The sequence below is a fragment of the Halomonas sp. ABH4_019 genome (assembly GCF_056159885.1).
The window spans coordinates 798,709-818,955 of the sequence record NZ_JBSWWC010000001.1; the positions used below are offsets into that span (position 1 = coordinate 798,709).

Genomic DNA, 20,247 nt, shown 5'->3' on the forward strand with positions numbered 1-20,247 from the left:
CACCCCGGAGGAGCGCGGCACCATCAGGCCGCGGGCCATGTTCGAAACCACCATCAGGACGATCCCGCGTCTCACCCTGCTGCTGCTGGTCCTGCCGGTCGCGGCGGGCCTGGCCGGCGTGGTGGCGCCCGCTTTCGGCTGGTTGCCGGCGCTGGGCGGCGAGCACCTGTCGCTGGCTCCCTGGCAGGCTCTCTTCCAGGCCCCCGGCCTGGCCGGCATGCTGCGCCTGAGCCTGGTCACCGGGCTCGCCAGCAGCCTGGCGGCGCTGGTCATCGTGGTGCTGTTCCTCGGCGCCTTCCTCGACACCCGGCCCTTCCAGCTGGTGCGGCGGCTGCTCTCGCCGCTGCTGGCGGTGCCCCATGCCGCCGCCGCCATCGGCCTGGCCTTCCTGCTGGCGCCCTCGGGGCTGGCCGCCCGACTGGCCTCGCCCTGGGCGAGCGGCTGGACCCAGCCGCCGGACTACCTGTTTCCCGGCGACCCGGCGGGCCTGGCGCTGATCGCCGGCCTGGTGCTCAAGGAGGTGCCCTTCCTGCTGCTGATGAGCCTGGCCGCCTTGCCCCAGTGCCGCGCCGACGAACGCCTGCGGGTGGCCCGGGCGCTGGGCTACGGCCGGCTCAATGCCTTCGCCAGGGCCGTGCTGCCGGGCCTCTACCCGCTGATCCGCCTGCCGGTCTATGCGGTCATCGCCTTCGCCACCTCGACGGTGGAGGTAGCCATGATCCTGGGCCCCTCGACGCCCCCGACCCTGGCGGTGGCGGTGGTCCGCTGGCTGGGCGATCCCGACCTGGCGATGCGCTTCCAGGCCTCGGCCGCCGCCCTGCTGCAGCTGGGCCTCACCGCCCTGGCGCTGCTGCTGTGGTGGCTGGCCGAACGCCTGGTGGCGCGGCTGGCCGCGGGCTGGCTGGTCAACGGCGAGCGACGCCCCGGCGAACGCCTCGGCCACGGGCTCGGCGCCGGCCTCACCGGGCTGTCGATCCTGCTGCTGGGCGCCAGCCTGGCCGGCCTGGCGCTGTGGTCGCTGGCCGCCTGGTGGCCCTTCCCCGAGGCCTGGCCCTCGCCGATGACGCTGACTACCTGGCGCACGGCCGCCGACACGGCGCCCACCCCGCTCGCCCATACCGCCAGCCTGGGGCTGTCCGCCACCCTGCTGGCGGTGATACTGACGGTCGGCTGCCTGGAGGCCGAGACCCTGCGCCGCCGCACGCTGCGCCCTGGGTCACAGCTGATCCTCTACCTGCCGCTGCTGGTGCCGCCGGTGGCCTTCCTCTACGGCCTGGTGCAGCTGCAGGCCCAACTGGGCCTGGCCGCCGGCTGGGCGGCGGCGGCCCTGGGCCATAGCCTGTTCGTGCTGCCCTACGTCTTCCTGTCGCTGGCCGAGAGCTATCGTCGCCTGGATCCGCGCTGGGGACAGGTCGCCGCCGCCCTGGGCGCCTCCCCGGCGCGGACCTTCTGGCGGGTGCGCCTGCCCATGCTGGCCTCGCCGATCGCCGTGGCCGCCGCGGTGGGCTTCGCGGTCAGCGTCGGCCAGTACCTGCCTACCCTGCTGCTCGGCGGGGGCCGGCTGGCCACCCTGACCACCGAGGCGGTGAGCCTGGCCAGCGGCGGCGACCGTCGCCTGACCGCCGTCTATGCCCTGGGCCAGCTGGCCCTGCCGGCGCTGGGCTTCGCCCTGGCCGGCGGCCTGCCGCGCCTGCTGGTTCGCCATCGACGGGCGGCAACATGATCCGCGCCGTCCTCATCACGTTTCGGAGTCTCCCATGCCCGCCCCCACACTGATCCTCGACGACATCGTCATCCATCAGGGCCAACGGCGGCTGGTGGCGGTGGATGCGCGCATCGCCGCGGGCGAGGTACTGACCGTGATGGGGCCCTCGGGGGTCGGCAAGTCGACCCTGCTGGCTCAGGTCGCCGGCTTCCTGGCCCCGGCCTTCACCGCCCGCGGGCGCGTGCGCCTGGGCGAGGACGACCTGACCCGCCTCCCGCCGGAGCGGCGTCGGCTGGGCCTGCTGTTCCAGGACCCGCTGCTGTTTCCGCACCTCAGCGTGGGCGGCAATCTGGCCTTCGGCCTGCCCGCCACCGGCGGGCGGCGCCGCACGCGGCACCAGAAGCGACGGCGCCTCGTGGAGGACGCCCTGGACGACATCGGCCTGGCCGGCTTCGCCGATCGCGACCCGACCACCCTGTCCGGGGGCCAGCGCGCCCGGGTGGCGCTGATGCGGGTGCTGCTGGCCGAGCCCCGGGCGATGCTGCTCGACGAGCCCTTCTCCAAGCTCGACGCGGCGCTGCGCGACGAGATGCGCCGGCTGGTGTTCGCGCGCATCCGCGAGCGCGGCCTGCCGACGCTGATGGTGACCCACGACCGGGAGGACGCCGAGGCGGCCGGCGGGCCGGTGATCGAGTTGACGCCCTCCGCCACCGTGCCATCAGGAACACGGCCCGAGGCGCCCCCCGGAGCGCTCCCATGACCCCATTCCCGGGCGACGCCACTGTCCCAGACCCCACCGTCCCCGACACCGCGACGCCACCGGCGCTTTCGATCATCGTGCCGACCCGCGACGAGGCCCGCGCCATCGAGGCCACCCTGCGGGCGCTCGCGCCACTCGTCGAGCACGGCGCCGAGGTCATCGTGGTAGACGGCGGCAGTCGCGACGAGACCCTGGCCCGGGCCGCCCCCCTGGCCAGCCGGGCGGTCGTCTCCGCCTCCGGCCGGGCCCGGCAGATGAACGTCGGGGCTCGACTCGCCCGGGCACCGACCCTGCTGTTCCTGCACGCCGATACCCGACTGCCGGAGGGCGCCGACCGGCTGGTCGACGAGGCGCTCGCGGGTCGCCACCGCTGGGGCCGCTTCGCCATCCGCCTCACCGGCCGCCACCCCATGCTGGCGGTGATTGCCCTCGCCATGACCCTGCGCTCGCGGCTGACCGGCATCGCCACCGGCGACCAGGCGCTGTTCATGACCCGCGCGGCCTTCGAGGCCGTAGGCGGCTTCCCGGATCAACCGCTGATGGAGGACATCGAGATATCGCGGCGCCTCAAGCGGCTGTCGCCGCCGGCCTGCCTGGGCGCCCGGGTGGTGAGTTCCGGGCGACGCTGGGAGGCCCAGGGCGTGTGGCGCACCCTCTGGCTGATGTGGCGGCTACGCTGGAGGTACTGGCGCGGCACCCCGGCGTCGCGACTGGCGGAGGCCTATCGCGATGTGCGCTGAGCGCCCGCGAATCGCGCTGCTCGCCAAGGCGCCGCTGCCGGGCCGGGTCAAGACGCGCCTGATCCCGGCGCTGGGCGACGTCGGGGCGGCCGCCCTGCACGAGCGCCTGCTGCGCCGCACCCTGGCCGTGGCGCTGGCGGCCAGCGGTGCCGATCGCCTGACCCTGTGGACGGCCCTTCGCCACGACCATCCGCTGTTCGTCGAGCTGGCCGCGACCCACGGCATCGCCCTGGCGCCCCAGCCGGCGGGCGACCTGGGCCGGCGCATGCATCATGCCCTGGCGGCCGAGGCCGGCCCCGGCCTGGTGGTGGGCAGCGACTGCCCGGCGCTCACCCCGGCCCTGCTGCATGACTGCTGGGCGGCCCTGGCCACGGCCGAGGCGGTGTGCCTGCCGGCGGAGGACGGCGGCTATGGGCTGATCGGCACTCGCGACAGCACGCCGGCACTGTTCGCGGACATCGACTGGGGCAGCGAGCGGGTCATGGCCCAGACCCGGGCCCGGGCGGCGACGTTGAACTGGCGACTGGCCTGTCCCGCCCGAGTGTGGGACCTTGATCGTCCAAGCGATCTCATACGTTTCATCGCCCGGGATACCGACGGCTCGTGACAGGGAGGACACCGATGTCGAGCGCCGACCACCATGATGAGGACCGCCGCCAGCGCCTGGCCGCCGTGCGTCCACGACTGGTCTCCTTCGCGCTGCTGCACCTGCGCGATCGCACTCAGGCCGAGGATGCCGTTCAGGAGGCCCTGGCCGCGGCGCTGGAAAAGGACGCCAGCTTCGGCGGCCGCTCCGGCTACGAGACCTGGGTATTCGGGATCCTCAAGCACAAGATCCTCGACGCCCTGCGCGCCCAGCAGCGCCAGGGCAAGTGGCAGCCGCTGGACGAGGAAAACGACGACGAGGCCATCGATCGCCAGTTCCAGCGCAACGGACGCTGGCAGCCCCAGGCACGCCCGGCCGCCTGGGGCGAACCGGAGGCGGCCTTCGAGAACGAGCACTTCTGGCGGGTCTTCGACGCCTGCATGATCGGGCTGCCGGACAACCTGGCCCGGGTGTTCTCGCTGCGCGAGCTGATGGGCCTGTCCACCGGCGATATCTGCCAGGAGGTGGGCATCCGCGAGAACAACTGCTGGGTGATGCTGCACCGGGCGCGGCTGCGCCTGCGAGCCTGCATCGAACGCGGCTGGCTGACGGAGGAAACGACATGCTGATGTGCAAGCAGGCCACGCGCCTGATGTCGCTCAAGCAGGACCGACCGCTGCGCCTGGGCGAACGCCTGTCGCTGCGCCTGCACCTGACCATGTGCGGTGCCTGCCGGGAGTGCGATCGCCAGTTCACGCTGCTGCACGGCGTCGGCCCTCACTTCGAGCCGGAGCGCCACCGGGGTAGTGAAGAGGCGGAGTGAAGGCTGCCCCGGTGGGCTCGCGTCAGTCGGCGGCCGCGCTCGCCGCCAGGCCCTCGAGGGCCTCGGCCACCTTGTCCAGCGGCAGGTCGCATTCCCCGAGCCCGTGACGCTCGGCGAGGTAGTGGGGGGAGTTCCATTCCAGCCGCACCCCCGTCTCGACTTCGCGGATCACCAGCTTCTGCGGAAGGTCGAGCGCCGCGCTGCCCCGGCACTGCATCAGCGGCGTGCCGACCGCCGGGTTGCCGAAGATGAAGGTACGGGTCGCCGGCAGGGACAGCCCCGCCCGCTCGGCATTGGCGGCGTGGTCGACCACCTGCATCAGGGTGAGATCACGGGACGCCAGCGCCGCTCGCAGGCGCTCGTCGACCCGCTCGATGCCATCCTCGGAGTCGAGGTGGCGAATCCCGTTCTCCGCGGCCAGGCCGGCCAGGGGAAACACGAGCAACAGCGACAGTACGGTGATGGTCTTCGCGATCGACATGGCGGCTCCTCGCTTGTCATGGGGCATTCAGCATGGTCGACCCCGCCCGGCCTGACAACCCGGCAGCCCGGGTCGGGCCCCGCCTGGCAAGCATCGAGAGACGCCAGCAGACCGGCACCGTGTCGAGCCTGGCCGGGTTGTCACCGCCGGGCACGATTCGTGCGCGACATGGAGGCATCATCATGGCGATCCCGTTGAGCCGTGCACTGCGACACGGCCTGTTCATGACCCTGCTGGCGCTCGGCGCGCCGGCCCAGGCCCAGGACATTCGCTTCGCCCCGGACGAGATCCTGGGCTGGCCGATGCGCGCCTTCGCAGGCGAAACCGAGTATCGGCTGGCGACCCTCGACGGCGAGACGGTGCTGGAGGCCCGCGCCCGGGGCCAGGCCTCGGCCAAGTACCTGGAGCGCGACACCGAGCTGGCCGCCACGCCCTACCTCAAGTGGTGCTGGCGGGTCTCGGGCCTCTATGCCGGCCTCGACGAGCGCACCAAGGCCGGCGACGACTATCCGGCCAGGGTCTACGTGGTGCGTCGCACCGGCCTGCTGCCCTGGCAGGTGCAGTCGGTGAACTATGTGTGGTCCTCGACCGAGGCCGCCGGCACCGCCTGGCCCAATGCCTTCACCGACCGGGCCAGGCTGCTGGCCCTGCGAGGCGGGCCCGCGCGGGTCGGCGAATGGGTGGCCGAAGTGCGCGACGTGCGCGCCGACTTCCGGCGGCTGTTCGGCGAGCGGGCCGAGCGGCTCGCCGGCCTGGCGCTGATGAGCGACGGCGACAACGCCGGCGGCGACGCCACCGCCTGGTTCAGCCGGCTGACGCTCTCGGCGAGCCCCGCGCCGCCCGACTGCCCGGGCTGAGGGCGGCTCAGATCAGCCGGTCGGCCAGGGCCTCGAGGTCGGCCACGGTGAGGTCCGGCTCGATGCCCCAGGGATCGAAGGGAGCCTCGGGACTGCGCCGCACCCAGGCCGCGTGCAGGCCGGCATGACGGGCGCCGATCACGTCGAAGGGATTGCTGGAGACCAGCCAGGTATCGGCCGGATCGGCCTCGAGGCGCTGGCGCAGGTGGAAATAGACCGCCGGATCGGGCTTGAAGCGCTTGACCTCGTCGACGCTGACGATGTCCTCGAAGCGGTCACGCAGGGAGGCCCCGGCGAGCAGCCGGGTCACCGCCTCCTGGCTGCCGTTGGAGAACGCCACGCAGCTGATCCCGGCCTCGGCCAGCCGTCCCAGCGCCGCCTGGGCGTCCGGAAAGGCCGGCAGGCTGCCGTAGCGCCCCATGAGATGATCCTTGTCGGCTTCGGACAGCCGCGCCTGCAGGGCGCGATCGGTGAACTCCAGGGCCTCCCGGGTGCAGCGCGCGAAGTCCACGTAATCGCCCATCAGCCCACGACGAAAGCTGTACTCGAGCTGCTTGTCGCGCCAGCGCCGCGAGAACTCCGCCGCCTGCGCCGGTGCCGCGAGGCGCTCCTCCAGCTCGGCCACCACGCCGTGGGTATCGATCAGCGTGCCGTAGACGTCGAAGGCCAGTAGTGTCGCCATGAATCTCCCTCCTCGAGCCGATGAACTTCCACAGCCTGAGCCAAGGCGGGACGCGGCACAAGTCGGCTCATTCGACGGCGAGCCGCGACAGCGCGAAGCCGGCGATGGCGGTGTCCTGGACGCCGGTGCCGGTGAGATCGCAGACGGTGATGGTGGACGCCGACAGGCGCAGGCTGGCGCCCTCGGCGATCACGCGTCCCAGCTCGTGGACCTTGAACGGCGCCTCGCCGCCGGCGAAGGCCTTGAGCTCACCGTTGGCCTCGCTCTGCGCCCGGGTGTCGGCGACGAAGGCGTCGGCGCGGGTCAGCACCGAGGCGTCGAGTTCGCGCTTGTCCGGGCTGTCCGAGCCCATGGCGGTGACGTGGACGCCCTCCGGAAGATCCCGGGCGTGCAGCAGCGGCGAGCGGGACGGGGTGGTGGTGACGATGATATCCGCCCGCGCGCAGGCGGCGGCGACGGTTTCGTGGACCTCGACCGAGAGCCCCCGGGCACGCAGCCGCTCGGCGCAGGCCTCGGCGCCCTCGCGACGCCGCGCCCAGAGGTCGACCGACCGAATGTCGCGCACCAGCCGCAGCGCCTCCACCTGGCGCTCGGCCTGTTCGCCGGCGCCCAGCACCGCGACCCGACGGCTGTCCTCCCGGGACAACGCCTTGGCGGCGATGGCCCCGGCCAGCGCGGTGCGTACCATGGTCAGATACCCCTCGTCGAAGAGCACCGCCTCGACCCGCCCGGTCTTCGCCGAGAACACCATCATCAGACCGCTGAGACTCGGCAGGCCGAGGGCAGGATTGTCGAAGAAGCCGGGGCTGACCTTGATGGCGAAGCGCTCGGCACCAAGGATATGCGCGGTCTTGACGTCCACCTCGCCGTTGGCCTCCTCGATGGCCATCGACAGGATCGGCGGCTGCACCACCTCGCCGCGCCCCAGGGCGGCGAAACCGGCCTCCACCGCCGCCAGGGCCTCGCGGTCGATGCCGACGACGCGCTCGATGGCATCGCGATCGTAGAGCTGCATGGGAAATCTCCGTACCAGTGGGGTAAGGGGTAAGGGGTAAGGGGTAAGCAGTCTCTCGAACCTCACGCCTCACGCCTCACGCCTCACGCCTCCCACCTCGCACCTCACACCTCGAACCTCGAACCTCGAACCTCGAACCTCGAACCTCGAACCTCGCACTTCAGCGTCCCGCCATCGCCCTGGCCCGGTCGAACGTCTCGAGGGACACGGCATTGCCGGAGAGGATCAGCGCGACCCTCTGGCCGCGCACCGGGAGGCCATGCTCGGCCAGGGCCGACAGGCCCACCGCGGCGGCCCCTTCCACCAGGCATTTCTCGTGCTCGAGGAGGTCGACCATGGCCGCGGCGATGGCGGCCTCCGAGACGGCGTAGTGGTCGTCCATTACCCGACGCACCAGGGCGAAGGTACAACGGTTGTCGAGGCCGATGCCGCCGCCCAGGGAGTCGCCCAGACTCTCCGCCTCCTCCACGGTCACCGGATGCCCCGCGGCCAGGCTCTCGGCCATGGCAGCGCCACGCGTCAGGCTGACGCCGGTGACCCGGGTCGCCGGCCGGATCGCCTTGACCGCGGCGCCGATCCCGCCCAGCAGGCCGCCGCCGGAGAGGCCGACGATCACCCGGTCCAGGTCCGGGGCATCCTCCATCAGCTCCAGGCCGATGGTGCCCTGTCCGGCCACGATCAACGGGTCGTCGAAGGGCGGGATCGGCGTCATGCCACCCTCTTCGACCCGCCGGGCCACCTCCTCGAAGGCCGCGTCCTGGCTCTCGCCGACGCGCACCACCTCGGCGCCCAGCGCGGCGATGGCCGCCGCCTTGTGCTCGGGCACCAGCCGCGACAGGCAGACCACCGCGGGAACCCCCAGGGCGGCGGCGGCATGGGCCACGGCCCGGCCGTGATTGCCGGTGGAGGCGGTGACCACTCCGGCGGCGAGTGCCTCACGCCCGTGGCGCTCGATCAACGCCGAGATCATGTTGATGGCACCGCGCAGCTTGAAGGCACCGGTGGGCTGGGCGGTCTCCCACTTGAGCAGGATCTCGGCGTCGAAGCGCGACGACAGCGCCGCCGAACGCGTCAGCGGCGTGCGCACCGCGCGGTCGGCGATCCGCCGCCGCGCCGCATAGCAGTCGGCCAGGTCGACCTCGCAAACGCTCGCGTTCATGTGGCACCTCCCCTTGTTCGACATGATGACGACACCCGACCGCCACAGACAAGATCGCCGCGGGCAGGACCCGCGGCGATGGCGCGTGACACAGGGTGACCTCAGGCGGTCTGCAGCACGCCTTCCCGCACCAGCGCATCGGTGACCTTGCCTACCGCACGCTCGGCGCGAGCGACGATCTCGTCGACCTCGTCACGCGTGGTGGTCAGCGGCGGCGCGAAGCCGAGGATGTCGCCCTGGGGCATGGCCCGGGCGATCAGGTTCTCCTCGAGGGCGGCGGCGGCGACACGCGGACCGACCTTGAGGCTCGGATCGAAGTGGCGGCGCAGTGCCGGATCAGCGGAGAACTCCAGCGCCGCCAGCATGCCCACGCCACGCACGTTGCCGACGATGGGATGATCGCCGAAGGCGGCCTGCAGGCGATTCTGCAGGTAGGCGCCGGTCTCCGCGGCGTTCTCGGTCAGGCCCTCGCGCTCGATGATCGCCAGGTTGGCCAGGCCGGCGGCACAGCCCAGGGCATGGCCGGAGTAGGTCCAGCCGTGGCCGATCGGGCCGTATTCGCCGGTGCCCTGCTCCAGCACGCTCCAGACCCGGTCGCCGACGATGACGCCGGACAGCGGCTGATAGGCGCTGGTCAGGCCCTTGGCCACGGTGATCAGGTCAGGCTCGATGCCATAGAGGTGACTGCCGAAGTCGGCACCGATGCGCCCGAAGCCGCACACCACCTCGTCGGCGATCAGCAGCGCGTCGTATCTGGCCAGCACCGCCTGGATCTCGTCCCAGTAGCCCTCGGGCGGCGGCACGATGCCGCCGGTGCCGAGCACCGGCTCGCCGATGAAGGCGGCCACGGTGTCCGGGCCCTCGGCCAGGATCATCTCCTCGAGCTTCTGCGCGCAGTGCTTGGAGAACTCGCGCTCGGTCATGCCCTCCTGCTCGGCGGCACGATGGTAATAGTAAGGCGCCTCGGTGTGCAGGATGCCGGCCATCGGCAGGTCGAACTGGTCGTGGAAGGCCTTGAGCCCGGTCAGCGAGCCGGTGGCCAGACCGGAGCCGTGGTAGCCGCGCTGGCGGGAGATGACCTTCTTCTTCTGCGGCCGACCCAGCACGTTGTTGTAGTAGCGCACGATCTTGAGCTGGGTCTCGTTGGCGTCGCTGCCACCGAGGCCGTAATAGATCTTGGACATGCCGGGGCCGGCAAGCTCGAGGATCTTCTCGGACAGGGCGATCTGCGGCTCGTTGGAGTGGCCCACGTAGGTGTGGTAGTAGGCCATCTCGAGGGCCTGCTGGTAGATGGCCTCGGCCACCTCGGTGCGGCCATAGCCGATGTTGACGCAGTACAGGCCGGCGAAGCCGTCGATGAACTCGCGGCCGTCCTTGTCGACGATGTGGATGCCCTTGCCGCCGGTGATCACGCGCCCCGGTGCGTCGCCCTGGGCGAAGTCGCGTAGGTGGGTGGAGGCGTGGAAGGTCACCTTGCGGTCGCGGTCGATCAGATCCTTGTGAGTGGTCATGCGCTTCTCCAGTAAGACTCCCCGGCTCCGCCGGGGAGAAGGTTCTTCATGTATTTTTGAAACGACGCGGTGGCCGATCATCGGCCTGACTGCCGACTTCGCTCGCGAGCGACGAGCCTCGGGCAACGAGCGGCTGGGAGCACAGCCCGCAGCCCGCAGCCCGTAGCCCGTAGCCCGTAGCCCGGATCCTAGCTCCCGGATACGGAGCCCAGCGCCCCCAGGCAGTAGTATTTCGTTTCGAGATACTCATCGATGCCGGTCACGCCGCCCTCGCGGCCCAGGCCCGACTGCTTGACGCCGCCGAAGGGCACCGGGGGGCCGGTCATCTTCACCGAGTTCACCGAGACCATGCCGTACTCCAGCGCCCGCAGCAGCTTCCAGATGCGACGGATGTCGTGGGTGTAGACGTAGGCCGCCAGGCCGTACTCGGTGTCGTTGGCCATCTCGATGACCTCGTCGTCGTCGCGGTAGGCGGTGATGCCGGCCACCGGGGCGAAGTTCTCCTCGCGCCACACCTTCATGGCCGGCGTGACGCCGGTCAGCAGGGTGGGCATGAAGAAGTTCTCGCCCGGTGCCAGGCCCTGGTCGCCGGCCACCAGGGTGGCGCCGCGGGAGACGGCGTCGTCGACGATGGACGAGGCCTTCTCCACCGCCTGGCGATGGATCAGCGGGCCGAGATCGACCTCGCTCTCCAGGCCGTTGCCCACGGTCAGCGCCGCCATGCGCTCGGCGAACTGGGCGACGAACTCGTCGTGGATGGACTCGTGGACCAGGATGCGGTTGGCCGCCAGGCAATCCTGACCGGCGGTCTGGAACTTGGCCGCCACGGCGGCGAAGGCCGCCTCCCTGGGGTCCATGTCCGGACCGACGATGAAGGGCGCGTTGCCGCCGAGCTCGAGCGAGACGCGCTTGACGGTGTGGGCGCACTGCTCGATCAGCAGCCGGCCGACCCGGGTGGAGCCGGTGAACGACAGCGCCTTGATGCGTTCCTCGTCGCACAGCAGCTTGGAGACCTGGGCGGCGTCGCCGAGCACCACGTTGAAGATGCCGGCCGGGATGCCGGCGCGCTCGGCCAGTTCGGCCAGCGCCAGCGCCGAGAACGGCGTCTCGTGGGCCGGCTTGACGATCACCGGGCAGCCGGCGGCCATGGCGGCGGCGGCCTTGCGGGTGATCATCGCCAGCGGGAAGTTCCAAGGCGTGATCAGCGCGGCGATGCCCACCGGCTCCTTGATCGTACCGAGCGAGGCGTTGGGGATGTGACTGGGAATGGTGTCGCCGTAGGTGCGCTTGCCCTCCTCGGCGAACCAGCGCACGAAGCTGGCGCCGTATTCCACCTCGCCGCGGGCGTCCGGCAGCGGCTTGCCCTGCTCCAGGGTCATGAGGGTCGCCAGGTCCTCGCGATGGGCCTGCAGCAGGTCGTACCAGGCCAGCAGGCGCTCGCAGCGCTCGTCGGCGCGCAGCGCCCGCCAGTGCACGAAGGCCGCCTCGGCGGCGTCCACGGCGGCGGTGATCTGGGCCGGCTCGAGCAGCGGGATATGGCCCAGCACCTCGCCGGTGGCGGGGTCGACGACGGCCTCCTCGCGGCCCTCGTCGCCGTGGGTCCACTTGCCGTCGACATAGGCGTACTGACGGAACAGACGCGGATCGGAAAGCATGTTGGACAGCGTCATAAGCACCTCCCCTGGGACGCCGGCGCGGGCACCGGCGAAGACATGGCAGTCGCGGCGGGTGCCGCGCGATGGTGTCAGGGTAAGGCAGATCGGCGGGCGGGAGTTTTTGAAGTCGGGCGCCGGAAGCGGGCGGGTTTTTCGTTCCGGCGCCGAGGGGTTGCGGTTTTTTTTGTCGCGGCCCTCAGTAGCTCGCGGGATCGTCGAGGGCGGCCTCGGTGAACACCAGCAGGCCCAGCTCCGGCCGATAGCCGTGGATCTCCTTGACGTCCAGGGCCTGCAGGAAGTGCAGGATCTCCTCGCTGACCACCTGGCCCGGCACCAGTACCGGGAAGCCCGGCGGATAGGGGATCACGAAGCTCGCCGAGACCACGTCCCGCCCCTTGCGCATCTCGGCCTGCAGCTCACCGCTGTCGAAGCGCAGGTACTCGGTGTTCTCCTCGTCGTAGCTCAGGAAGTAGGCGCTGCGGATATCGCCCTCGGGCGTCTCGCTGCCGCGCCGGAAGGCATCGTGGAAGCGGCTGAAATCGGGTAGCGGGGGCAGTTCCTCGGTCAACGAGTGGACCCGGCGCTCGATGATCTTGCGCTCGGGGCGACTGCTCTCCTCCCAGCGGTACTCGAACTCCCTGGCCAGCTTGATCAGCACGTCGAGCAGGTAGGCGATGGAGCCGCGGGTGGTGCCGATGTTGGTCATGAACAGCACGGTGTTGCGCGAGGTCTTGTTGATCTGGATGCCGTACTTGTTCATCAGGTATTCGTTCTTGAAGGCGTCGCCGTCGACCCCTGTGTTGCCGATGGCGATGGTCACCCGGGTGGGATCGACCACGAACTCGTCCCGGGCCCAGGCCTCCTCCATCTGGTTCCAGCCGGTCACCGGGTCATAGAAGGACTCCACCCCCGACTCGCGGTACTCGCCGGGCACCATGTCGCTGTTCTTGAGCACCCGGAAATACTTCTGCAGCAGCGGATGGGTATACAGCTGCTCGCGCAGCGACAGCGCCGCCTCGACCTGGGCGTGGACCAGCTCGAAGCCCTCCATCTCCGCCTGCATGCGACCCACGTCAAGGGACGCCAGGATCTGGTAGTTGGGCGAGGTGGAGGTGTGGGTCATGTAGGCCTCGTGAAACGGCGCCTCGACCCGCTGGCGATACTCCTGGTCGTAGACGTGGATCATCGAGCCCTGGCGCAGCGAGGTCAGGGTCTTGTGCGTGGAGTGGGTGGCGTAGGCGCGGATGCGCACCCGGTCCGGGTCGGGCATCAGCGGACGATCCAGCCAGGTGGCGTCGTCGTCGGGGTCGAGGGCATCGAACTCGGCCTTCCAGGCCGCGTACTCCTCACGATAGGCCTCGCTGCGGTAGCGATCGCGCAGGGTGCGGGCCGAATGCATGGCGGTGCGCGGCCGGTAGGTGGGGTTGAAGGAGGCGAAGGCGAACCAGGCCTCGTCCCACAGGAACACCAGGTCGGGCTTGATCGCCAGGCACTCCTCCATCACCCGCCGCACGTTGTAGACCACCCCGTCGAAGGTGCAATTGGTCAGCAGCAGCATCTTCACCCGGTCGAGCTCGCCGGCGCGCTGGTAGGCGAGCAGGGTCTTCTTGATCTCGCGCAACGGCACCGCGCCGTACATCGAGTAGTCGTTGAGCGGGTAGGAGTCCAGGTAGCTGACGTGGGCCCCGGCCAGCACCATGCCATAGTGGTGCGACTTGTGGCAGTCGCGGTCGACCAGCACGATGTCGCGGGGCTTGACCAGCGCCTGGACGACGATCTTGTTGGCGGTGGAGGTGCCGTTGGTGACGAAGAAGCTCTGCCGCGCGCCGAAGGCCCGGGCGGCGTACTCCTGGGCCTTCTTGATCGGCCCGTAGGGCTGCAGCAGCGAGTCCAGCCCGCCCGAGGTCGCCGAGGTCTCGGCGAGGAAGATGTTGATGCCGTAGAAGTCGATCATGTGCCCCGCCCAGTGCGAGCGGGTCACCGACTTGCCCCGCGAGATGGGCATGGCGTGGAAGACCCCGGTGGGCTTCTTGCTGTACTCGCGCAGGGCGTCGAAGAAGGGCGTGCGATAGCGGTCGTCGATGGCGCGCAGGATGGTGTGGTGCTGCTCGATGTAGTCGGTCTCGCGGTAGAAGATCCGCTTGAAGAAGCGCAGGTCGCGGCTGGCCGTGGCCTCCACGTCGCCGCTGGTGACCAGGAACTGGTCCACCTCGGGGCGCAGTTCGTTGATCATCGAGCTGAGCAGGATGCTGCGCTCCGCCTCGGTATGGGTCTCCAGCGCCTGCTCGGACAGCCCCTCGAGGTAGCCGCGCAGGGCGCTGAGGTTGTACTTCGACTTGAAGGGGAAATCGAAGCGGATCAGGCAGGCCTGGATGTTGGGATTGACCAGCACCGCGATCAGGGCATCCTCGAAGCTGCGCGCGGTGACCACGTCGTAGACGAAGCGATCCTCGGGGCGACGCAGGTTGTGGAAGGCCTCGCGGACCACCTCCTCTTCCTGGGGCGAGCAGTTGTCGACGATCAGCAGCTCGAAATAGGGCTGGGCCGAGCTGTTGGAGGCCGGGTGGCCGCGTCGCAGCTGGTTGAGGGCGTCCAGGGTCTCCAGGTCCTCGGCGTCGGCGTCGGTCTCGGAGAGGTCGACGTGGCGACGCCGATAGGACTCGCTGATCAGCGCGCGCACCAGGCGCTTGACCACCTTCTCGAGCAGCACGTACTCCTCGCGGTCGAACAGCGCCCAGATGTGCCGGAAGTCCTCCTTGGAGGGGAAGGCGTGGTAGTCCTCGATGATCTCCAGGCGGGTGAGCTTGACGTCGATCGCCTTGATCAACTGGCGCTCGCCGCCCTCGTCCTTGAGCCGCACCAGCTGGCCGAGATCGCGCTTGAGCGCGTTCCAGGTATCGGCGCGCAGCTGAGAGATCTTGTGGTAGAAGCCCAGCGCGGTGTAGGGCGTTTCGGTCTGGCTGCTCTCGTGCATGGCGATCCCCTTCTTGATCTTGTTCTGCATCCGCTCAGCCCGTATAGAGCCCCCGTACGCCATAGCGCACGGTGATGCGCTCTTCGGGAAAGTCGTCGAAGCCGAGCCCCAGGGCGAGGCCCGGCCAGTGGAAGCCGGCCCGCCCCTCGGCGGGACGATAGACAGAGGTGTAGATGGTCCCCAGGCCGCGGCCGTAGTCGTGGCGAAACAGCGGCGGCGCACCGAAGGCGGACACGAAGCGCGCCTCGCTGGTGCCCTCGTCGTCGACCAGGATCGACAGCTGACGCTCGCGGATCAGCGTCTCCGACGCCAGGGCATGGGCATACCACTCGATCTTCTTCTGGTGATTGGTGGCCACCGGCACGCGACGGATGCTGGCGCGCCGATCGGGGGCGATCATCGCCGTCACGTAATGACCGGCCCGGTCGGCGACGGTGATGTTGTAGGCCATGTGGGTCGGCACCCGGGCCAGCACCTCGGCGGCCTGATGCACGTCGTCGCAGGTCTCCAGCACATAGCGCAGGATGATCGGCGCGCCGAAGCCGTCGCCCACCGCCTTGCGTCCGCCGAAGGCCAGCGATACCGCCAGGCCGGCCTCGTTCATGCCGTCGAGCACGCCCCACAGGCAGTCGGACATGGCGATCACCCGTCGCCCGTTCCAGCGGCTGTAGAGGATAGTGCCCTCGCACAGCTCCGGCGGATAATCGTAGTTGCGCGCCAGCACCGGCCCGGCCGGCCGGGCCAGCACCGCCTGGGAGCAGCCGGTGATATAGGCCGGTGGACGATACAGGCTCAGCAGGCGGGCGCTGAGATCGCCGCCCCCGGCCAGCTCGCACAGCGTCCGGTAGGTGTCCAGCAGCTCCGGCATATGGCGACGCAGGGCGTTGAAGCAAGCGAGATAGCCGGGGCGCTCGCGCTCGCCCTCGCTCAGGTACCACTGTTCGTAGGCCGGCCAGTGGTAGTCGAACAGCGAGCGCCACTTGGGCCCCGGCACCTCCTCCCGCACGGTGCGAAAGTCCAGCGTCTTGTCCGCCCCGCCACTCGGCATCCTGCCCGGCGGCGGGCCGGGGGGGTGTCTTCCGCTCATAGGATCTTGAAGTTGCCGCCGCCGATGGCATGGCTGACGGCGACCTCCTCCACCACCGGGTCCTGGAGGGGCTGACCGGAGAACTGGCCGCGAATGCCCTCGATCCATGCGCGGGCCCGCTCGGTGAGCTGGAAGTCGTCGTCCATCAGCCGCCCGCGGGTGATCAGGATCCCCAGGTCGGCGCCCTCGTAGCGGAAGTCGCCCTCCCCGCTGATGCGCAGGAAGAAGGCCTCGCGCTCGTTCTCGGCGGCGTGGGGATGGGAGTCGTAGTGGTCGTAGGCGATGCTGCCGTCCTCCTCCATCCGCCAGACGCCGGAGGCCGGCGCCGCGGTGAGCAGGTCGACGCTCTCCTCGGTGTGCTTGATGACCAGCTGGCTCCAGCTGTCGACGCTGTCCGGATGGGCCCAGCGCTCGTTGATCTCGTCGATGTCGAGGTCGAAATCCAGCCCCGAGAATTCGAGCAGGTGGAACAGGAACAGCGGGATGTCGGAATGCGCGAAGGCCGCCACGTTGGTCAACGAGCTGGCCCCGGTGACCCGCGGGTTGAGCTCGCCGAGATAGACGTCCTGGGTATCCATGTCGATCAGGAAGTCGAGCTCGAAGTAGCCGTGATACCCCTCCTCGCGCAACGCCTCGCCGAACTTGAAGGTGTACTCCTTGGCCTTGTCGCGCACCGCCTGGCTGAAGGCCCCGGCGAACATCTCGTTGCCGCACCAGCCGCCCTTGTAGGGAGTCAGCGACTTGAAGCCGACCAGCTCGGTCATCAAAGGGCCGACCACGGTGCCGCTGCGGGTGGTGCAGGCCTCGATCGCCGAACCGCGGCAGTTGATCCGCTTCATGATCTTGACCTCGGGCTCGGCCTCGATCTCCTCGGCATGCTTGTAGTAGTCGTCCTCGCTGGCGATGAAGAAGGTGGTATGCCCGGAGTCGCCGAAGGCGGTCTGCACCACCAGGTCGTCGCCCAGCTCGCGGCTGACGTCGCAGAGCTCCTGGTAGCTGCCCACCTTGGCCAGCACGTTGGGCACGCTGGGCACGCCGACCTTGTTGCCGATGCGCACCGTCTCGATCTTGTTGTCCATTCGCGAGCGCAACGCCGCCGGGGGGAAGGCGACCTTGAGTCCGAGCTGCTCACAGATCTCCTCGGTGTGTTCGTCGAACATCAGGAAGGCGGCGACGCCGGCGTCCTCGCCCTGGGCCCGGGATTGAATGTAGTCGATCACCTCCTTGTGCTCGAGGAGGTAGTTGTTGATGTCCTCGATGCCCTCGAAGTCGCGGGGAAACTTCTCCCGCGGCACGAAGACATTGCGCTGGCGCCGATCGAAGCAGTCGATGTAGTTGATGTGGCGAAAGTTGCCGACCCAGTCGCCGATCCCCAGCAGGTTGAAGTTGGTGGCCGAGATGAAATAGATCGGCCGCTTGTTGTTGAGGAAATGACGACGGACATCGGCAATGCTGGTGATCTTGCTCATCGTGGTCGCTCCCTGGGCATCATCGGAGGCCGCGCCTCCCGCCTCGGCGGGAGCGGGCCGGGCGGCGTCGGAACCGGCGGACGCGGACGAATGGAACAGGCGACGCAGGGCGTCAAGAAATCGGGCAAGCATGCAAGGGTCCTCTCTCCGTGGCGACCTGTGTCGAGGCGGTCAGTACTCCTCAATATTAGTACGTTGCGGCTTTTCCAGCGGCCCCAGGGTCTCGAGAAAAGGCGATGCGCCGTTCTCGTGGCGATACAGCGTGAAATCGACCCGCCGGTCGCGGAAGCTCTTGAGGGGCTGGCCGAGGCCGCGCAGGCCGGTCTCGCGCTCGCGGCGCACGCGGCTCATGTCGACCTCGACGGGCATGATCTCCTCGCCGGTGCCGGCCTGGTGGATGACGTCGCCGGAGGGCCCGACCACGATGGAGCGCCCGTTGCCGATGGCCCCGGCGCCATTGATGTCGAAGAAGTAGCACTGGTTGACCGCGGCATTGGTCCGCGCGATCGCCAGCTCGATGTCGCGGTCGATGGTGTCGGTCATGGTCGGGTGCAGGATCACCTCGGCGCCCATCGCCGCCAGGGTACGGGTGGTCTCGGGAAACCACATGTCGTAGCAGATCGAGACGCCGAAGCGTCCGACCCGCGGCACGTCGAAGACGACGAACTCGCTGCCGCTCTCCACACCGGCCTCGTAGGGCCGGAAGGGGAACATCTTGCGATAGCGGGTCACCACCTCGCCGTGGGGATTGATCACCGACAGGGTATTGTAGGTGCCGTCCTCACCCTGCTCGAACATCGAGCCGGGGATCAGCCAGATGCGATGCCGTTCGGCCAGCTGGCAGAACATGCTCTCGGCATGGCTGGGCAACGGCTGGGCATGATGCGGGGAGGCCCCCATGGGCATCAGTTCGCTGAACAGCACCATCTGCACCTGGGGGAAGCGGCTCATCAGCACGTCGATGCGATGGCGCATGGCCTCGGTGTTGTCGCCATGATGCAGGGCATGCATCTGAACACCGGCAATCGTGAAGTAGGACATGTCATTCCCTCTGCGTCAGGCGATCTCGAATCACTGCGGGTTCGGTCCATGGTCCGGCGCCTCGCGTCATGCAACGCCGGAGGGATCGCCCGGCACGGGTAGGGCTCGCCCCACCGCCCTTCTAGCTTATGCCATGGCCGGCGGGGCGAATCAACGCAGATGACACGTCGCGATAGGGGCGATCAGGACGAGGCGAAGTCGGTCGCGGCGAAGCCTGTGGCGGGCCGCTTGACGCTCTTGGTGACGATGTAGGTGAAATAGCGCTCGATGCCGGCGTCGGACATCAGCCAGGCATCGATGAGGCGCTGGTAGGCATCGATCGAGTCGGCCTCGAACTTGACCAGGTAGTCCACACCCCCACCCACCGCCACGCACTCGACCGCCTGCGGGGTGTCGCGCACCAGGGCCTCGAAGCGGGCGAAGCTCTCGGCGTTGTGGGTCTTGAGCTCGATCTGCACCCAGACCGGCGTGCGAGGCCTGAGCACCGCCGGGTTGAGCCGCGCCCCGTAGCCCTCGATGATGCCGGCCTTCTCCAGGCGCCTTACCCGCTCCCAGCAGGGGCTGATCGACAGGTTGATGGCCTCGGCCAGCCGCGACTTGGTGATGCGTCCATCCCTGGACAGGATCTCGAGGATCTTCAGATCATAGCGATCGAGCTTCATGGACCTTTCCATCCGTGCGTGTTCAGCCGAGCGACTCGACGACCTCGGCGATCACCGCGATGGTATCACCCATGTTGACATTGGCCGGGAAGCGACGCGCCGCCAGCACCCCGCCGCGACCGGCCCGGTATTCGATCGGCGCGGCCCCGCTGCGGGTCGGGTCATAGACCCGGGCGATCACCTGCCCCGGCTCTACCCGGTCGCCCAGCGCCAGCGTCAGCTCGAGCAGCCCCGAGTGCTCGCTCTGCACATAGCAGCTGGCATCCGGCATGTCGAGATAGACCTGGGGCGCCTCGGGGACCTCGAGCTCGCCCTCGACCAGCCCGTAGTGGATCAGGAAGTTGCGGATACCGCGCTCGGTGATGGCCAGGCTCTGGGGCGTGGAGGTGCCGCCGCCGCCCAGCTCGGTGGCCACGAACACCTTGCCCTGGCGCTCCACCGCGGTGTCGAACAGCGCCTCGGCGTCGAGCTCGAACATCATCATCGCATAGGGCGCGCCGAAGGCCTTGGCGCCCTCCAGGGCGCGGCGCTGCTGGTCGGCGTCGTCGAGCACGTGGGAGGCGGCGAAGGGCACGATATCCAGGGTGCGGCCGCCGGAGTGCAGGTCGAGCACCACGTCGACCATCGGCACCAGCCCCCGGGTGAAGTAGTCGGCGATCTTCTCGGTGACGCTGCCGTCCGGGTCGCCGGGGAAGCTGCGGTTGAGGTTGCCGCCGTCCATGGGCGAGGTGCGCTTGCCGGCCTGGACCGCCGGGGTGTTCATCATCGGCACGATGATCACCCGCCCGCGGACGTCCTCGGCACGAAGCGTGCTCGACAGCTTCTGCAGGGCGGTGATGCCCTCGTACTCGTCGCCATGGTTACCGCCGGTCAGCAACGCCGTCGGCCCCTCGCCGTTGGCGACCACGGTGATCGGGATCATCACCGCCCCCCAGGCCGACTCGTCGTTGGAGATCGGCAGCTTGAGGAAACCGTGCTGGACGCCCTCGGCCTCGAAATCGACGGTGGCGGAGATGGGGCTCGGTCGCTTGCTCATAAGT

The 20,247-nt window shown here is 69.5% G+C and carries 19 protein-coding genes; 7 read left to right on the forward strand and 12 right to left on the reverse strand.

Translation table 11 applies throughout. The features are described 5' to 3' along the window. The first annotated feature begins 37 nt into the window (after positions 1-37). The 6 genes from ACXAFN_RS03640 to ACXAFN_RS03665 are packed head-to-tail and all read left to right on the forward strand — an operon-like array spanning position 38 to position 4,614. On the forward strand, positions 38-1,723 hold the full coding sequence (locus tag ACXAFN_RS03640; protein WP_474986256.1) for an ABC transporter permease: 1,686 nt from the start codon (positions 38-40) through the stop codon (positions 1,721-1,723). 34 nt (positions 1,724-1,757) lie between these two features. Continuing rightward, complete coding sequence (locus ACXAFN_RS03645; RefSeq protein ID WP_474986258.1) at positions 1,758-2,465, forward strand: ATP-binding cassette domain-containing protein; 708 nt, start codon at positions 1,758-1,760, stop codon at positions 2,463-2,465. After that, positions 2,462-3,205: a TIGR04283 family arsenosugar biosynthesis glycosyltransferase gene (locus ACXAFN_RS03650; protein ID WP_474986259.1), complete on the forward strand. Its 744-nt coding sequence runs from the start codon at positions 2,462-2,464 to the stop codon at positions 3,203-3,205. Before ACXAFN_RS03645 ends, ACXAFN_RS03650 begins: the two co-directional genes overlap by 4 nt. After that, positions 3,195-3,812, forward strand: a complete 618-nt coding sequence (locus ACXAFN_RS03655; RefSeq protein ID WP_474986261.1) for a TIGR04282 family arsenosugar biosynthesis glycosyltransferase — start codon at positions 3,195-3,197, stop codon at positions 3,810-3,812. Before ACXAFN_RS03650 ends, ACXAFN_RS03655 begins: the two co-directional genes overlap by 11 nt. 14 nt (positions 3,813-3,826) lie before the next feature. Next, the gene (locus ACXAFN_RS03660) at positions 3,827-4,420 is read left to right on the forward strand and encodes a sigma-70 family RNA polymerase sigma factor (protein ID WP_474986263.1); all 594 of its coding nucleotides are present in this window, start codon (positions 3,827-3,829) and stop codon (positions 4,418-4,420) included. Then, positions 4,414-4,614 carry a zf-HC2 domain-containing protein gene (locus ACXAFN_RS03665; RefSeq protein WP_474986264.1) on the forward strand — a complete coding sequence of 67 codons (201 nt, stop codon included), beginning with the start codon at positions 4,414-4,416 and terminating at the stop codon, positions 4,612-4,614. The genes ACXAFN_RS03660 and ACXAFN_RS03665 overlap by 7 nt, the downstream gene beginning before the upstream one ends. A 22-nt stretch (positions 4,615-4,636) precedes the next feature. Here the strand turns inward: ACXAFN_RS03665 and ACXAFN_RS03670 are convergent, their stop codons facing one another. Beyond that, positions 4,637-5,095: a DUF302 domain-containing protein gene (locus tag ACXAFN_RS03670; protein ID WP_474986266.1), complete on the reverse strand. Its 459-nt coding sequence runs from the start codon at positions 5,093-5,095 to the stop codon at positions 4,637-4,639. Positions 5,096-5,277: 182 nt separating this feature from the next. Here ACXAFN_RS03670 and ACXAFN_RS03675 point away from each other — a divergent pair, with 182 nt between their 5' ends. Beyond that, positions 5,278-5,952 carry a DUF3047 domain-containing protein gene (locus ACXAFN_RS03675; protein ID WP_474986267.1) on the forward strand — a complete coding sequence of 225 codons (675 nt, stop codon included), beginning with the start codon at positions 5,278-5,280 and terminating at the stop codon, positions 5,950-5,952. A gap of 7 nt (positions 5,953-5,959) precedes the next feature. On the opposite strand, the gene ACXAFN_RS03680 is transcribed toward ACXAFN_RS03675, so the two are convergent. The 11 genes from ACXAFN_RS03680 to doeB form a co-directional block, all read right to left on the reverse strand. Further along, positions 5,960-6,634, reverse strand: coding sequence for a haloacid dehalogenase type II (locus ACXAFN_RS03680; protein WP_474986268.1), 675 nt, complete (start codon positions 6,632-6,634; stop codon positions 5,960-5,962). A 67-nt stretch (positions 6,635-6,701) separates the two neighbouring features. After that, the gene (locus ACXAFN_RS03685) at positions 6,702-7,649 is read right to left on the reverse strand and encodes a cyclodeaminase (RefSeq protein WP_474986270.1); all 948 of its coding nucleotides are present in this window, start codon (positions 7,647-7,649) and stop codon (positions 6,702-6,704) included. A 160-nt stretch (positions 7,650-7,809) separates the two neighbouring features. Further along, entirely contained in the window at positions 7,810-8,808 is a 999-nt protein-coding gene (gene eutB / locus ACXAFN_RS03690) for a hydroxyectoine utilization dehydratase EutB (RefSeq protein WP_474986272.1), read from the reverse strand. A 101-nt stretch (positions 8,809-8,909) separates the two neighbouring features. Further along, the gene (locus tag ACXAFN_RS03695; protein WP_474986274.1) at positions 8,910-10,319 is read right to left on the reverse strand and encodes an aminotransferase; all 1,410 of its coding nucleotides are present in this window, start codon (positions 10,317-10,319) and stop codon (positions 8,910-8,912) included. 188 nt (positions 10,320-10,507) lie between these two features. After that, a complete protein-coding gene (locus ACXAFN_RS03700) occupies positions 10,508-11,989 on the reverse strand; it encodes an NAD-dependent succinate-semialdehyde dehydrogenase (RefSeq protein ID WP_474986276.1) in 1,482 nt (493 codons plus the stop codon). A 181-nt stretch (positions 11,990-12,170) separates the two neighbouring features. Beyond that, positions 12,171-14,978, reverse strand: coding sequence for an aminotransferase class I/II-fold pyridoxal phosphate-dependent enzyme (locus tag ACXAFN_RS03705; protein ID WP_474986277.1), 2,808 nt, complete (start codon positions 14,976-14,978; stop codon positions 12,171-12,173). A 4-nt stretch (positions 14,979-14,982) separates the two neighbouring features. Beyond that, positions 14,983-16,035: a C45 family autoproteolytic acyltransferase/hydolase gene (locus ACXAFN_RS03710; RefSeq protein ID WP_474986279.1), complete on the reverse strand. Its 1,053-nt coding sequence runs from the start codon at positions 16,033-16,035 to the stop codon at positions 14,983-14,985. Continuing rightward, positions 16,032-17,504, reverse strand: a complete 1,473-nt coding sequence (locus tag ACXAFN_RS03715; protein ID WP_474986280.1) for a biotin carboxylase — start codon at positions 17,502-17,504, stop codon at positions 16,032-16,034. The genes ACXAFN_RS03710 and ACXAFN_RS03715 overlap by 4 nt, the downstream gene beginning before the upstream one ends. 171 nt (positions 17,505-17,675) lie before the next feature. Then, positions 17,676-18,545: a carbon-nitrogen hydrolase family protein gene (locus ACXAFN_RS03720; RefSeq protein ID WP_474986282.1), complete on the reverse strand. Its 870-nt coding sequence runs from the start codon at positions 18,543-18,545 to the stop codon at positions 17,676-17,678. A gap of 182 nt (positions 18,546-18,727) precedes the next feature. Beyond that, positions 18,728-19,207 carry an Lrp/AsnC family transcriptional regulator gene (locus ACXAFN_RS03725; RefSeq protein ID WP_474986284.1) on the reverse strand — a complete coding sequence of 160 codons (480 nt, stop codon included), beginning with the start codon at positions 19,205-19,207 and terminating at the stop codon, positions 18,728-18,730. Positions 19,208-19,229: 22 nt separating this feature from the next. Then, the gene (gene doeB, locus ACXAFN_RS03730; RefSeq protein WP_474986285.1) at positions 19,230-20,243 is read right to left on the reverse strand and encodes a N(2)-acetyl-L-2,4-diaminobutanoate deacetylase DoeB; all 1,014 of its coding nucleotides are present in this window, start codon (positions 20,241-20,243) and stop codon (positions 19,230-19,232) included. Positions 20,244-20,247: the final 4 nt, after the last annotated feature.